This window comes from Kangiella taiwanensis, from assembly GCF_020005165.1.
GTDB lineage: Bacteria > Pseudomonadota > Gammaproteobacteria > Enterobacterales > Kangiellaceae > Kangiella > Kangiella taiwanensis.
Window position 1 is genome coordinate 469,849 of record NZ_JAHCLT010000002.1, and the last position, 16,161, is coordinate 486,009.

The 16,161-nt window shown below is 44.3% G+C and carries 11 protein-coding genes; 6 read left to right on the forward strand and 5 right to left on the reverse strand.

The annotated features are described in order from the left end of the window. Positions 1–97 precede the first annotated feature (97 nt). Positions 98–5,401 carry a S8 family serine peptidase gene (locus tag KFK88_RS12025; RefSeq protein WP_317851548.1) on the reverse strand — a complete coding sequence of 1,768 codons (5,304 nt, stop codon included), beginning with the start codon at positions 5,399–5,401 and terminating at the stop codon, positions 98–100. Positions 5,402–5,655: 254 nt separating this feature from the next. Between KFK88_RS12025 and KFK88_RS07770 the strand changes: the two genes are divergently transcribed. From KFK88_RS07770 to KFK88_RS07785, 4 genes are read left to right on the forward strand one after another with little or no spacing between them, the layout of a single operon-like run. Beyond that, on the forward strand, positions 5,656–6,540 hold the full coding sequence (locus KFK88_RS07770) for a MipA/OmpV family protein (RefSeq protein ID WP_223578342.1): 885 nt from the start codon (positions 5,656–5,658) through the stop codon (positions 6,538–6,540). Between the two features lie 5 nt (positions 6,541–6,545). Next, positions 6,546–6,989, forward strand: a complete 444-nt coding sequence (locus tag KFK88_RS07775) for a DUF3019 domain-containing protein (protein WP_223578343.1) — start codon at positions 6,546–6,548, stop codon at positions 6,987–6,989. After that, on the forward strand, positions 6,986–7,690 hold the full coding sequence (locus KFK88_RS07780; RefSeq protein WP_223578344.1) for a response regulator transcription factor: 705 nt from the start codon (positions 6,986–6,988) through the stop codon (positions 7,688–7,690). The genes KFK88_RS07775 and KFK88_RS07780 overlap by 4 nt, the downstream gene beginning before the upstream one ends. A gap of 2 nt (positions 7,691–7,692) precedes the next feature. Continuing rightward, on the forward strand, positions 7,693–8,940 hold the full coding sequence (locus KFK88_RS07785; protein WP_223578345.1) for an ATP-binding protein: 1,248 nt from the start codon (positions 7,693–7,695) through the stop codon (positions 8,938–8,940). Here the strand turns inward: KFK88_RS07785 and KFK88_RS07790 are convergent. The 4 genes from KFK88_RS07790 to KFK88_RS07805 all read right to left on the reverse strand — a co-directional run bounded on the left by KFK88_RS07790 (position 8,937) and on the right by KFK88_RS07805 (position 14,211). Beyond that, positions 8,937–10,166, reverse strand: coding sequence for a nucleoside recognition domain-containing protein (locus KFK88_RS07790; RefSeq protein WP_223578346.1), 1,230 nt, complete (start codon positions 10,164–10,166; stop codon positions 8,937–8,939). The two genes, KFK88_RS07785 and KFK88_RS07790, sit on opposite strands and share 4 nt — an antisense overlap. A gap of 129 nt (positions 10,167–10,295) precedes the next feature. Then, positions 10,296–11,750 (reverse strand): DUF11 domain-containing protein, encoded by a 1,455-nt coding sequence (locus KFK88_RS07795; RefSeq protein WP_223578347.1) that lies wholly within the window; start codon positions 11,748–11,750, stop codon positions 10,296–10,298. Positions 11,751–11,936: 186 nt separating this feature from the next. Then, positions 11,937–12,335, reverse strand: a complete 399-nt coding sequence (locus KFK88_RS07800; protein ID WP_223578349.1) for a hypothetical protein — start codon at positions 12,333–12,335, stop codon at positions 11,937–11,939. Between the two features lie 10 nt (positions 12,336–12,345). Further along, positions 12,346–14,211 (reverse strand): DUF11 domain-containing protein, encoded by a 1,866-nt coding sequence (locus tag KFK88_RS07805; protein WP_223578351.1) that lies wholly within the window; start codon positions 14,209–14,211, stop codon positions 12,346–12,348. A 278-nt stretch (positions 14,212–14,489) separates the two neighbouring features. On the opposite strand from KFK88_RS07805, the gene ttcA reads away from it, so the two are divergent. Together ttcA and KFK88_RS07815 are read left to right on the forward strand one after the other, a co-directional pair. Beyond that, positions 14,490–15,407, forward strand: coding sequence for a tRNA 2-thiocytidine(32) synthetase TtcA (ttcA, locus tag KFK88_RS07810; protein WP_223578353.1), 918 nt, complete (start codon positions 14,490–14,492; stop codon positions 15,405–15,407). 139 nt (positions 15,408–15,546) lie between these two features. Further along, complete coding sequence (locus KFK88_RS07815; protein WP_223578355.1) at positions 15,547–16,005, forward strand: acyl-CoA thioesterase; 459 nt, start codon at positions 15,547–15,549, stop codon at positions 16,003–16,005. The last annotated feature ends 156 nt before the right edge of the window (positions 16,006–16,161 follow it).

Here is a 16,161-nt window from a genome sequence, read left to right on the forward strand (position 1 = left end):
ACTGGTTTTACTTTCGAAGGTACCTGTGACCATTTACTGCGAAAAAAAAGCCCAAGTAAAAACTTGGGCTTTAATGGTTTTATGACTAACCTAACTGTTACTTGTTAAAACGTTGACGAGAGTATAAACCTAGTAGCAATAACAATAGCCAACCCGCGCTACCACCGCCAGAACCACCGTCTGCACCGTTATCACCAGAGTCGGTGCCATCACCACCCTCAGAGCCGTCTCCGCCGCCTGAAGTGGCTTGAGCTTCGACTTCAACATCGACCTCTTTCTCTGACTCTGTGGTGCCGTCGCTTACAATCACTGTGAAGGTGTAAGAGCCTTCGGCTAAGTCTGTGACTGTTGTCGCAGCTGCCGTAGCGTCCGTAATGGTACCTTCACCACTCCAGCTAAAGGTTAAGTTATCACCATCTGGGTCATAGCTTGATGACGCATCAAGGTTTAACTCATCACCTTCAGTGATGGTGATTTCTTCAGCAGCAACCATCGCAACAGGTGAATCATTCACTGGCGATACCGTGACTAAAAAAGTCGTACTCGCTTGATCTGTCGGTTGGTTATCATCAGCCACTGTCACCGTCACTTCAGTCGTCCCACTGAAGTTCTCGTTAGCGGTAATATCAAACGTTGAGCCATTATCATGACCATGCACTTCAGCTGTAATGCCTTCGCCTGTCACGGTGATGGTATTTGATACATTGTTGTTATCCATATAAGCCACTTGGATATCCTCAATCGTACCCTCTTCTACCATCTGCTGATCACCAATGCTAAATAAGGTGATGTTTGACGGAGCATTAAGATCCGCAGTCAATACTTTAGTACCGACGCCACCCAAATCTAGATTAGCTGCTACAACAAACTCTTGGCCGATCGCTTGTGGCAAAACTTTAAGCTGGAAAGCAACTTCAAACTCTGTCACTTCCGGGCCGTTATAGTCAAAACAAACTGCCATATTATCTTGCAAGAAGACATCTAAACCACCAATACTATCGTAACCAGGAATGATGCTCTGATTAATGAAACCATCAATTGGTTTACCCGCCCAAGGACTGGCACCACCATGGACACCGGCTGTTGCGACCTTCTCAACGGTACTACTCGCTTGGAACGGAGAACCATTACCAGTGAAGTTACCAAAGTTAAGATTGTCATAAGCATAGACCATCTCGAAAGCCCCTGTTGCAGAGCTATAATCACGAGCTAATATAAGCTGCGCATCCACCGATGTTGTTGAAGCCGGGTTAGGTCCAAAAGACTCACAACCACGGAAACTGCAGTTCTCACCCTGTACATGCTGAAGGTTATCCCACTCGATCAAAACGTGAGTTGGTTGTTGATTTTCATCGACTAGCTGTACAAAGCTTATACCTGCAGCTTCTTCTTCAACGCCCGTATCAATGTAAGGCGCACCGAACTCCATACCTTGACTACCGAAGCCAGCTAGGCCGTACCAAAAGACCCCCATGTTGGCAAACGATGGTGCTTTGTAGTTTTCATTGAACGCCATGTTACCGTAAGCACCAAAGAATCCTGGTGCTGCGCCATGTAAATCTACCATGCCATTACCCCAGATATAGAGGCTATCACTGTTAAAAACATTACCTTCTTGGTAATTATACAAGGCATAGCGCTCACCTGATGCAGAGCGATTATCTTGATAGATTTCATTAAGCGTTAACTGCAGGCCTGACTCGCGGTTACTTGCAGGTGCGTTTTCTAATGGAGTAATACCATACTCATAGAGGTTAACGTAACTACCATCACCAACAGGGGTACGACACGCAGCATCCGTCAACGAGTTTGTGATAATGTACTCACGGTCACGATCACGGCTATCAGGTTGAACACCTAACACGGTGAAAGCATTAGACTCTTGAGTCACTTCTGCGCTCACAAAATGGTTATCAGCTAACTCAACACTCCCAGGAACCAACTCCAACCCTTCTGGAATTTCTGCATGAAGATTGAAGTTACGCTCGGCCCCACTAAGGTTGGCGCTTACCGTCACTGTGTAATCAATAACATCGCCCACTACAGCACCTGTTTGACTAGCAACCATGTTGTTCGCATCTTTTTGACGCACAAAGTTAGTCGAAATTAAACCAATGTTGCTAGGGTTGTTAGGATCTGTACCAAACTCAATAGCTGAGTAATATCTGTCTCCTTCAACACTATCTGAGTCATCAAGGTGAAGTGTGACGCTTGAGAAAGATTGATCATCACTACTAACTGGAGCTTCGACCGTTAGGTTATTGGCAACATCATCCATCACAACGGCTGTCGCGACTTTATGCTTGAAAATAGCATTGTCATAGCCCAAATGCGCACCGTTGTTGTAGTTATGTTCTTGCCACACCACCCAGTAGTCGCCAGCTTGAGGGTTTGGAATATTGCACCAATCCATTAGCTCATAAGAGCTGATGACTGATTTACAGATAGCTTCGCTATCATAATCAATCACACCGTCTTTATTAGCATCAATACCCACATACATACCCAAGTTACCTTGAGGATTTGTACGTTCATTCGGGTTTATTGGAGCACCACTTTCAACCACTTCAGCAATGAATCGTTTTGCATTTTCAGGCACAGAAACCCATGTCACATGAACTTTCTCCAGAGACTGGTCGGCTTCAAACAAATTGGAGCCCTGCCCAGAATCACGCTCTTCCAACTCAATGTTTTCAATATCTGCTAATACTGGCTGGTAAGCTGTAGCGGTTAACGCTGGTGCGTTCCCGAATGCTAGATCATTGATAGTATGGCTACTACTCTCAGAAAACACATTGTACTCGACTGTTTCAGGCAGCTCACCGCTATCCAGTTCAAACTCAACATTCATGCTAGCGACAGGGACCGACGGGTTATCATGCGTTAAATTGACCTTACCAAATACGCTCAAGCCTCGTGGCGACTGATAAGAGTTCTGAGAATCAACCCATGAGCCTTTGATAATAATACGCTGTGTTTCTCCAGCCTTTAATGAGAAAGTGCTTGGCGAAGCTTCCAGTTGAACACTGTACTCAGACGTCTCTGTGGAAACGTTCCAAGTACCGTCAACAGTAGCCGTGACTTCACGCACCCAACTGCACGACTGATAACACGCTGAATCAACCATGTTTGGTGTGTTCAACGCGCCGAGATTACCACCCTGATGAGGGTTCGCAGTAGTATAATCCTCAACAGGAACGTTCATAATCAAGCCAGAATGGATAGCTTTGTCCACTTGTGCAATACCTGATCCATAGAACCAAGGATTAGTCATATCAGGACGGCCAAAGCGGTCACCGACTTCATCATTTGCAGTTAACTGAATAGCCGACATCACTTCAGATGGCGTCCAGTCTGGATGCGCTTGTTTGATCAATGCTAGAGCCCCTGCTATATGAGGACTCGACATTGACGTACCGCTAATCGAAATAAACTCTGAAGGACTTGCATATTGAGTGAAGGGTTGGTCTTCTGAATACGCAGAGTAAATATCAGAGCCTGGAGCAGTAATCGAAGGCGCTGTCGACTCACGATACTCTTCTAAGAACGCATGTCCTTTTGAGCTGAAAGAAGACATCGCATCTTGATACGTCTCAGAAATAGACTGGGTTGTGTCTGTTGCCAAAATAGTACCAAAGTGGCCGTCAGCATCATTAAGCCAATCAACCATCGCTTGACCATCGTACTGATCCATTTGGACAGTAGGGATTTCATGAGGCAAGTTATTGTAAAAGTCGGAAGAGGAAGTTGCAGTATTATAGATAACAGCACCCGCAGCACCACCCGCAGCGACATTTGCAGACTTTTCAATCAAAGGGTTATCACCACGCTCACAGAACACTATAGCATCGCTTGCAAATGTGCCTGCGGCAAAAGGTGTAGAGCACAAGGAGTCGCCATAATTGGCTGCTAAAACCATGGGGCCAGTCACAGGCTCTGACAAGATACCGTTAACGTCTGTTTGGCTGGCTGACGGAACTGAAGCTCCATTATAGGTTAGCCCATCAAGTCGCTGGCGGGTTGGCACAGAAAATGTGCGCCCGTGTTGGCTTGAAGCAACTGAAAGTAACCATGGTGAAACATGGTTGACAGATTGATGCGCACCAGCATTACCCGCAGATGCAGCAACATTAATGCCTGCTTCATGGGCTGACAAGAATGCCTGCTCTACAGGGTCATTGTGTGAGTCGTAACCACCTGAAATCGAGTAGTTAATGACATCAACACCATCAAGAATAGCCTGCTCTACTGCCTCGATGGTACCGCTACTAGGGCAACCTACCCACTTATCACCAGAGTTACCGGGGTAACATACTTGATAAGAGATGATATTGGCATGAGGCGCGATACCTGAAATTTGTGGAATCGTATAACCTGTATCAATACCTTCATGAGTATAGGCAAGTGCCGGAATTTTATAAGGAACATCATATAGCACATTACCTGCTGCAATACTTGCTGTATGCGAACCATGTCCTTGGTAATCCTCACCATTAGCCGGTCGAGACTGTTCAAACTCTGGATCACTAAATGCTTTAGTAATGTTTGATGTCGACCATACACCGATTAACTTGTCATTACATAAATACGCAAACTCGTCGACTTCACAGTCATGCAAGTAATTACCAGAGCCCAGAGGGTTTTGTACTGTGTAACCATCATCACCAGTAGGTGCGAACGATGGATGTTGTGAATTGATACCGGTGTCAATCACACCAATCAACATGCCTTCACCTTTAATGCCGTTAGGGCTACCAGCAAAACTAGTGTCAGCCCATACGCTAGGCGTATTGGTGCGTTCAGGTGCAACATCCATCAGTAATTCATGATTAACATCACGAGAGATGTAAGCCACTTCGCTAAGCTTAGATAAACGCTCAGCTTCTTCTTGTGTCATTTCCGCAACAACAGCATTAATAGCGACTTGGTGTTGCTGCTTGATGTGTAAACTAACCCCGACAGAACCTGCTTTGCTAACAAAGGCACTCTGTTTGTTCTTAAGTTTATTAGTGTAAGAAACTACAGCAGGGTTAGACTTCAAGCTAGAGCTTCTTGGTCCTAACTTTTGGTTAGTAAATAGCTGCTTTGTAGCTCCCTGACCATTGGCATCACCGGTGTATAAGGCCGCAGGTGCATCTTTTAATTGAATAATGTAGTTGTGTCGCCCAGAAAGACTATCCTCCGGCTTGAACTTAACTTTTGGTGACAGCTTGATATTACCGCCATAACCTTCCCGCAGTGGACTAGGCTGTGTTTGCTGAGCAGACTCCACTCTCGCTTTAGCGGCCTCTGGACTTATATTGATTGGTTTAATTTGGTAAGCATTGGTACCTACCCCGCTTACAGCTGCTGTCACACCCGCGGAATAAACCGCTGCCGCAACAACTGAAGCTATCGTCATAATTTTCACGATTAGACTCCTATAACATATGATTACTTTTTTTAAGCGGAGAAAGGTATATCACATAGATAAACTTATTCATGAGCATTGATTTGTACGAATTTGTACGCGCCACCAGCTATCAATAAGTTCGAGCGACTTTGTACGAATTTGTACGAATAATGGTTACTGGTTGGACAACCCCATAAGCCGTTGCTAGACTAAATTCAATATATACTTAGGTGAGTTACGCCCCTATTTTTAGGGTTAAAAAAATGAACTATTTGTCTTTAACACTAACTTTTCTTTTGATGGTATCAGTTGCTTCGTCTCGAGCTGCTGAAGTGACCATCGAAAGTATTGATACAGATCCAGAGCTAACAGAGTTAGAAGATAAAGACAATTCCGAGCAGAGAGATGTTGGTGAATGGCATATTTCTGTCAGTCTAGGTTATGGTCAAGTTGAAAGTATTATCGGCAACGTTGATGACTACGATCTATACCTACTACCCCGAATCAGCTACTACGGCGACAATTTTTTCTTAGAAAATACGACTATGGGGTATAGCCTTTATGAGGATCAAGATTTTTATATTGACCTTGTTGGTCGACTTAACGAAGACGGTATTTATGTCAAACTGGATGACTTTGGTGTCTTTTCCGCATTAGGTATTCAGCCGCCGCTACGTAACCCAAGACTTCCTCCTCCGCCCAATGTCGAGCGCGACATTTCGTATCTAGGAGGGGTTGCTGCCAACTACACCATTGCAGGCTATGCTCTTCGTGCTGGGTACTATCATGATATCACTGACGTACATTATGGTTACGAAGTTGATTTTCATGTTTCCAAAAACTTCATGCTGACTGACCAATGGTCGCTCTATCTTAGTACAGGTGCAAACCATAAAAGTAAAAAACTCCTGAATTATTATTACGGCACCACAGGTCTCGAGAGCGTTAATCCCTTTTTTAGATACCAGCCGAACTCATCTGGAACCAATTATCTTTTCTCACTCAACTCGGAGTATGCCATCGATAATAACTGGTCATGGCAATTACTTTTTAAACGTACTTTTTTATCGGATGAAATCACTGACAGTATGATCATAGATACGCAACACACCGATACTTATTTCTTCGGGATTAAGTATACGTTCTAATTATCATGAAAAAATTAGGACTGACATCTTACAGCATTCTACTCTGCGTATTGTTGGAGAGCAGTCCAATTGTTGCCAAACAAAGTAATCCATGGCAACCCAAAAAAAAGCCTGAAAACAAGCAAGAAACCCAGCTCACCATTACCCCCTCTATTTGTGTGATTAAAGAAAAAGGCGAACATTGTCAGCAGAAAGTTACCATCTTATTTACAAGTACAAAACATCATGACATTTGCATCTATGATGTTTCAAATACTGAGCCTTTGTGGTGTGACAAAGAAATTAAACAGGTCAGCCTTGATGTCACAATTAACGTCAAATCCAGTTTAGAATTGGTGGCAAAAGATCGGGCTACAGATACAGTGCTTGCTTCCGATACTTTTTCACTGAGTATCTTTCAGCCAGTCAAAAAACGTGCTCGCCGTCACTATGGTATAGGTATTTTATGAACGACGTCATAGATTGCCACATACTCCTAATAGAAGACGACTTACCGTTAGCCGAATTGATTCAAGAATATTTGCATGCGCAAGGATATCAACTAACGCATATCGCTAAAGGGCTAGATATTCATAACCTTGACGATAATGCTGCTTACGATTTAATTCTCTGCGATGTCATGCTACCCGACATTGATGGCTTTAATCTTAAAGAAACGTTGGAAGAAAAGTTTTTATGCCCCATCATTTTCTTAACAGCGCTTAGTGACGATGAAGACCAGATCAAAGGGCTCGAGCTAGGCGCCATTGATTATATTGTGAAACCTGTAGAACCTAATGTTTTACTGGCAAGAATACGGGCTAACCTGCGTAAAACCCAGGCCCATGTCTCGCAAGATACGATCACCATCTCTGACATGGTGTTGGATAAAAAGAACAAAACCGCGACTGTCGATAAACAGCTATTAGACCTCACAAGCCAAGATTTTGAATTGCTATGGGTGTTCGCTCAGAACCAAGGGAAGCTCTTGTCCCGCGAGTTTTTATTCCAGTCCATTATCGGCCGTGAATATAACGGGTTAGACAGAACGGTTGACGCTAGAACTAGCAGGCTACGTAGCAAACTAGAAAGCTTTGAGATTCCAGGCCTTGTTATTAGAACCGTTTGGGGAAAAGGCTATCTGTTCACCTACACTAAAGCGACTCGCTAAACATGAAATTTCAATTCTTTAGATTTTACGCGCTCATCGTTTTAGCGGCAGCGCTATTGGTTTGGTCATTTAACCATATCTACAGTGCAGTTTCACAACCCACTCAAAGTTATCAAGTCGACATTGATTATTTTTTTAAAGGGTTTGCCGTCGCCTCAGACTCTTCTGCAGCCTCCGCTGCGGCCAATCAACCTGAACTTCCTTTGTTCAGAACAGTTCACAACAATAGTTTAGCCCTTCCAGAAGACATTCAATCACTTCTGGAGCAAGGAAATGTAATCGCGGTTGAAAACGACTTGAAACAGACTTACTACTACAAAAAAGCTGCATCATCCGACATGCTAACTCAGTTTGGGCCTTTCGATACCGTTGATAAAGAATCGAGCATAGCGCCTTACATTATTCCGTTGTTCTATAGCAGTTTGGCTTGTTTATTACTGCTAATGATGAGACCAATATTTAGAGATTTACAGAAGCTGCAACAAGATGCTGCTGAGTTTGGCCGAAAACCACAGCCGATGAAGCGAACCGTAAAAGAGTCTTCGAATATCTACCCTTTGGCTCATTCTTTTTACGCCATGTCGAATAAGATTTTAAATTTCATTCAGATGAACAAAGATCTGTCGAGAACCATTTCTCATGAAATTCGCACCCCCCTGGCACGAATGAAATTTATGCTTGAAATCATTTCGCCCAATATCAAACCCTCTCAGAAAGAACGGTTGCAAAGTGATATTTCAGAAATCGAGTCTTTGGTCAGCGACTATTTATCGTTTGCCAAAGTAGAAAACGAAACCGATACCATTCATCGTGCTGAATACTCGATCAAACAGTTTTTGCAGGACATTCATGATAAATTTTCTATTTACGAAGAAAAAACGACGATAGAGTGCCGCAGCGATGATGTCTTGGTCTACTTCGATAAAGCATCATTGTCTATTGCCGTCCAAAATCTCTTAACAAATGCATTGCGCTTTTCCCAAAACACCATCAGCCTTGACTTCCAGTTAGATGATAATACCTGTGTTCTTTCTGTTGAAGACGATGGGCCTGGGGTCGGTGACAACGCATCACAGTTGATGCAGCCCTTTAGTCGTAAAAACGTTAAGGAGCAAAACCACAAAGGCTTTGGACTAGGCCTTTATATTGTCCGTAAAGTTGCTATTTGGCATGAAGGCGACTTCATCATCTCTCAGTCTAATAAACTGGGAGGTGCAAAGATGGAACTACGCTGGCCAAATCAAGCTTAGGCAAAGAACCAATAACTCAATATAATTGCAGCTGTGACGCCTGCTAAGTCGGCCAACAAACCACAAGACAACGCATGACGAATTTTCTTAATGCCTACCGCGCCAAAGTACACGGTTAGCACATAAAACGTTGTTTCTGTACTGCCTTGAATGGTCGCGACCATATAACCGACAAGCGAGTCTACGCCTTGTGACTCCATCGTTTCTAGCATCATGGCTCTAGCGCCGCTACCACTGAAGGGCTTCATCAATGCCGTTGGGATGGCCTCGACAAAACGCGTATCCAAACCTAAGGAACCAAAGAGCCAACTGAGTCCTGAAGCAAAGGCATCCAATGCGCCTGATGCTCTTAACGCGCCTATGGCTGTGAGCATGGCAACGAGGTAAGGGATAATGGTCACTGCGACTTTGAAACCTTCTTTAGCACCTTCTACAAACTCTTCATAAACAGGAACTTTTCGCTTCCAGCCGTGCAATAGAATCAGCACAATCGACGCCATCAGTAAAAAATTACCAACAGCAGAACTAATTTCTGACATTTGCTCTGCAGGTAATGATAATAAAGCCCAGATTAGCCCCCCTACTAATGACGCAAACACTAGAAAATACAAACCAATAACACGATTAAATATCGACAGTTTCTGCACTATAGATACGGCTAACAATCCGACAAAGGTAGAAGCGCTTGTTGCTAAAAGTATTGGCAGGAAAATCGCTGCTGGATCTGACGCTCCCATTTGCGCACGATATAACATAACGGTGATGGGTATAATCGTAACCGCAGAAGTGTTTAGTACGAGAAATAAAATTTGCGCATTCGAGGCCGTGTTTTTTACAGGATTCAACTCCTGAAGTTGCTCCATGGCACGAATGCCCATTGGCGTTGCCGCATTATCCAAGCCCAACATATTAGCGGCCATATTCATACTAATGCTACCTAGCGCAGGGTGGCCACTGGGTACTTCAGGCATGAGCTTACGAAAGAGTGGCGCCAGCAAACGAGCAAGCTTGTTAACCAGACCACTTTGTTCAGCAATTTTTAGCAAGCCTAACCAAAAAGCTAAAACTCCAATTAAGCCTATGGAAATGGTGACGCTTAGCTTCGCCATGTCAAACAACGACTTTACAAGATCTGGAAATGCGGCTTGGTTTCCGGCGAATACCCAATCAAATAATGATAGCGCAAAGGCTATGACAAAAAAGAACAGCCATATGATGTTTAGCATAAGTTTTCGAGTCCTTTATTCTTGCCCTCAACTTACCCAAATTTATCGACCCTGTAAATTCTTCTTTCGATATGTTCTGTAACAAAAAAGGCGCCTAAAAAGACGCCTTTATGTTGAATCAATAATTTCTTAGTAGTTATTCGGATCGTTACTAAAAGTCCCTGTGATATTAAATGTCACACTGCCTCCGTTCGGTAAGCTTGGAACTGTCTCAGCAAGATCGCCGCTACCGCTTGCATTTGCACAAGCTGCACCGGAAGCTGCTGTGCATGTCCATGTTGCAGCAGTTAGCCCTACAGGTAGGGTATCAGTCACCAACAATCCATCTGCTGATTCAGGCCCATTATTGACCACCACAATCTGGTAAGTGACTGTCGAGCCTGGTTCAAACTGCAGATCACCATCGGTTTTCGTAACACTGACATCCGCTTCTGGTAAACGATTTAAATAAGTACAGACGATTGAAGTGTCCGTGGCCGTCGGTGTCAAAACACCATCTGACACATCACTATCACCTGTTCCAGTACAAGATAAGCTACTGATATACGAGAAGGTATTACCCGCATCCAATGTCTCAGAAATCGTATAATCAACTCCAGAAATAATCTCACGCGCAACGCCACTGTCGGTTTCATTTGGAGAGTTAGCTGTAGAATTTACTGATGGCAAAGTGGTAACTGTACCTCCTGAAACGGTTACAGTGGCTTGGTCACCCACTGCTGCGTTTTGCCATTGCTTACTGACGGCTAGATCCGTAGTTGTCACCGAGAAACCACCAAAACCATTAACAATACCAATCGCACCTGGACGATCCGTATCAGCGGTTTCACACTCCTCATAGACCACGCGGATTGAGCGAATGCCATTTGCTGTCAAAGCGATCAACGCCTCAGAAGTACCAGCGGTGTCGTTTGCATTCCCTTCAATCACAAAGCTGTTTGCCGGTGTACCGCCTGATGCAGGTATAGCAGCAAAAGTCGTTGGCGCAGTAACTGTAGAAACCGAAAAGTTACTCGGGTTCACCGTCGCTCCGCTGGTGTCGAATGCCCTGACCTCGATACGATCACAGAACTCATTGGCTGAACCAGGAGGGTTTTCCAAGAAGCCCGACGTATTTGAGTCAACATCTCTTAAGCTAAAGGAGGGGTTATTAACGCCTAAGGGAAAAACCGTCGGGCTAAATGTCCAAATTATCTCAGCTCTTTGCCCCGTTTGCGCCGCAATGTTAACGTTAATTTCTTCATCACCATTGGCGTTTGTTGCAGCGTAAACAGCTGTACCATTCGCACTACCAACAGTCGCATTGACTTGCAGCTGTAGGGCAGAAGCCTCTGTTGAAATGCTACTGTCAACATCCAAGAAATTCGTGACATTACTTCCTGTCCAAGCGTCTGTACCGTCAATATCAACATTATAGGGCTCTTCAGCCTGAGCTGTTGTTGCTAACAAAAATACAGCCCCAGATACCACCGCCACACTTTTGAGTGTATCTTGAAAGAATCGAATGTTGCCAGAATAGTTTAAATCATTGCTTCTTATAGATTTTTTATCGTTCCCACGAATTGCACAAGCACGTTTTTGCATTGTTGCCCCTAGACTCATTAAGGCTTCTCTTTTAAGGATGTGCCAAATACAGCACAAAATTTAGGCAATTATATAACTAACCCTTTAAATTGCCAGTAAAAGTTATGCTATTGAAGAGTGCGTGAAGAGTCTGTGAATGCTGGGCAGAACGGTATGCTCCAGCATCGCATTGACGTGTAGAAGCGGTTATTTACGTTTAGTTTTGCCTGATCCTTTCAGCGAACCGTTACCACCACCTTCGCCTGGTCTCGGCTTAAAGTCTGCTGTATCGATAGGAAAAGTCACGCGGACTTCATAATTGATAGGCAGAGTATCTGCAATGAGCTGCTGTTGCACAGGAGTGATCCATTTATTTGACTTATATTTATAAGCCTTTGAGTCTGCTTTCGCAGCATTTTCGTTGAGGTTTACCCCTAGTGTGGTTTCAATAAAAGTTACTACGAGTCCAACCTGAGTTTCACCCAACACCGACGTAGCCTGTAATAATACAAGTTTGGTGTCTTCCCGTTCTACTGGTTCTTCAGTTAGGGAAGCTCCAACCACACTAGACATTAGCAAACACATGAATCCTATCACTTTAATCATAATCTACTCCTTAATAATCCGTTGGATCAGCGCTGTATTGGACAGGGACCGTTAACGTTACCTGTCCCCCAGCAACCACCGAAACCGTCACTGATACGCTAGTACCTCCCGCTGAACCTCCACTGGCGCTACCACAACTTGAGCCAGCCGATGGCGTACAAGTCCAGCTTCCACTCAAAGTTACCCCAGAGGGAAGGTTATCACTCACTGTCAGTCCGGTAGCATCACTTGGACCGGCATTAGTGACAAGGATAGTATAAGTATCGGATCCGCCAGGGATAAAATCGTTAAGTGAGGTTTTCGTTACCTCAACATCAACAACTCCAGCATTGATATCAACTGAAGCTTCATCATCATCAGCAATACCATCGCCTAAATCATCGGTAGCGAAGCTACTACGAAACTCCGAGTCAGGATCGATTCGATCAGCATTAATAATTTCTGCTTGGTTGGTAATAACACCAGCGGTATTGGCACTCACAACGATATTCAGAGTGGCTGAGCTGCCATTCGCAAGAGTACCTACCGCCCAAATACCAGAGCCTGAGTTATAGCTTCCTTGGCTTGCTGTAGAAGAAACGAAGTCTAACTCCGCGGGTAAAATATCTCGGACTTGGATGTTGTTGGTGGCGTCAGGGCCATTGTTGGTTACAGTCAACGTAAAAGTCACATTCTCACCGACATTTGGTGAATTGTCGTTGACCGTTTTTGTCAGCGATAAATCAGCCTGAGGTACACAGACAACCATCTCCATACCATCACCGCCAGCACCCTCTAAACCAATACCATCCAACCCTAAGCTCAACGTTGAGTATGCTCCTTGATAGACTACAGAACCTGCCGCGGTACCGTTGGCTGTGTTAGTTGAAGATTCAGTATTTGCTGATACCACCAGCATATTTCGCTGCAAAGTATTGTTGGTAAACGTTCTAAAGTGGCTGACTCCTGCCAAACGACCTAACGTGACACCTGCTGTGTTGACCCCAAAACGCGCGGAGTTTGATACGCCTGCTCCAATCCCCCCAACACGATCGAGGTGGACAATGGCGTTATTAACAGTCCGCCCACCAAAACTAATATTCATGGTGCCGACACCGCCTGGGTCAAGATCATTAGCCGTTCCATCGGTGTTTATCGCCTGGTAAACGGGTTCTGAACCATTGGCTCCAGGCGTTGGATCCCATTCAAATAGAACTCCTAACGACTGTCGGCCTTGTATTGCAGCAGAACTCCATGCATTAATAGTATTCATGGAATCTGCAGTGAATATCCACCCCGCTGGCCCAGTGGCCGAAGTGCTAATACTGACAGGAATCGCACCAGCAGTCGCTGTCGGAGAAGAACCTAGGTTAGCCCAAGCATTGGTTAGGTTTGCGTCTGAGCATGTTTGAGCGGTGGTCCCTGTTGGGGTATCACTGATAGCAAAGACGTTGGTTGAAACCACAGAGCCGGTATTGGTTACGGTGCCAATACTCGTACCATTCACCAACACCGTCAGGCTACCACCACCATTCCAACCATCACCGAAAGCGTCATACATAACAATTCGGTAGTTACCTGAGGGAACGTTATTGAATACATAGTTTTGTGTGAATGATGTATTAGCGACAGCCGGCAGGGTACAGAAGCCCGGAACACAAATAGCGTTCTCTCCGCCATAACGCGTAGTGACTAAATTGCTATTAATAATTTCAGTAGTATTGCCGTCACCATCACGATCAGCGGCATCCACCGCGGTATTATAGAACTCAATTCGGTTTTCTTGGGCCCACTGTGGCCAATTAACCTGGAATTCGACTGTTGCTGCATTAACGCTTGAAATCAGAAAACTGAGAAAACCAAGCAATAAAACCGACTTAAACATTCGATTATTCATAAACTTCAACAACCACCCCAAAGTTCCAACCATCAATTAATCTAATACCTGAGAAAAGACTCAAGATGCGCACGTACTATAAATATCATAATAAAACCCTGATTAACAACATGATTTTAGAGATTTATCTCAAGCCCACATTAAAACAATTCATGTATGCATTAAAAACAACCCATGCAATGCACATTTGCATCAAGCTCTCAACACCCTCCTTTTTGTTAGTCACCTACAAAGAATTTAGATATAATCCCCACCCATGAGAAAGACAGTGTAAAGCCATGACCGAAAAACGCTCTAAACTCGAATTTAACAAGCTCCAAAAAAGACTTCGCCGAAATGTCGGAAAAGCCATCATGGACTTTTCCATGATCGAAGATGGCGATAAGGTTATGGTCTGTTTGTCTGGCGGCAAAGATTCATACACCTTACTGGATATTTTGATGAACCTTCAAAAAAGTGCACCAGTAAGGTTTGAGTTAATTGCTGTTAATCTCGATCAAAAGCAACCGGGATTCCCAGAAGAGGTTCTACCGAACTACCTTTCGACTCTTGATATTCCCTTTGAAATTATTGAAGAAGATACCTACAGCGTTGTTAAACGTGTTATTCCAGAAGGTAAAACAACCTGCGGGCTTTGCTCTCGCCTCCGTCGTGGTGTGATTTACGGTTGGGCAGAACGTAACGGTATTACCAAAATTGCTTTGGGTCATCACCGCGACGATATGATTGAGACACTGTTTCTTAATATGTTCTTTGGGGGCTCGATGAAATCTATGCCACCGAAGCTAAAAAGTGATGATGGCAAGCATATTGTTATTCGTCCTTTGGCTTACTGTAAAGAAAAAGACATTGCTCAGTTCGCTCAAGCGAAGCAATTTCCCATCATTCCTTGTAACTTATGCGGTTCACAGGAAAACCTTCAACGCCAGAACATCAAGATGATGCTACAGGACTGGGATAGAAAGTATCCTGGTCGTGTTGAAACCATATTCAAAGCCATGAGTAACGTCGCACCATCGCACTTAGCAGATACGGAACTTTATGACTTCCAAGGACTATCTCAAGACGTATTAAGTCAAAAAGCAGGTGGCGACACCTTATTCGACGCACCTGACTTTACGCCGCCGCAACAAGATGATGAACATGACGAAGAAGCCACATCTTCAAACAGCATCCAGTTCGTCAATATCGGTTAACCATCACAGTCTCAGGAGAGTCCTCTTCTCTTGAGACGCCACTCTAATTCGTCAGCATTCAATAGAAGAAAACTATTCGCCTAGAATTCAATCCTTGTTAAGATGGTCGGATGAGTTAACAACCATCTTATTAAAATCTATGAAAGCAAATCCTGCAGAAACACTTGAGCAATTTAAACAAGACTTTCCAGTGCTCCTGCCTATACGCGTTGCTTGGGGCGAAATGGATGCTTTTCAGCATGTGAACAACGTCAGCTACATCCGTTATTTCGAGAGTGCCCGTATCGCTTACATGGAGGCGATGGGCATGGAAGCAAATATCAAAACCTCCCCTGTTGGACCAATCCTTGGCGATATTTACTGCCGCTACCGTCGTCCAGTGACATACCCAGACACCTTACATATAGGTACGAAAATCAGTGAGCTTAATGAGTTTGGCTTTGTGATGGAGTATCAAGCTTTTAGTGACAAGCAGAAGACTGTAACTACCCTAGGCCATTGTAAAATTGTGATGATTGATTACCGCACCAACCAAAAAGTCGCAGTCGAGGGCGAGATATTGGACAAGATTTTGACGTTACAGCCTGAGCTAAGCTAGTGCTCTGAATGAATCGCTCTACTAGGGCGCGTGCTTACCACCGCCCTATTCCCCTTTTTTGCTCCACTAGCCAACCCCACAAGCCGATACAACTCGACATATTCTGTAACGTTTAGCTGACCTGCAACACTTCCCCTGTCCCTTAATTCTGGTAGT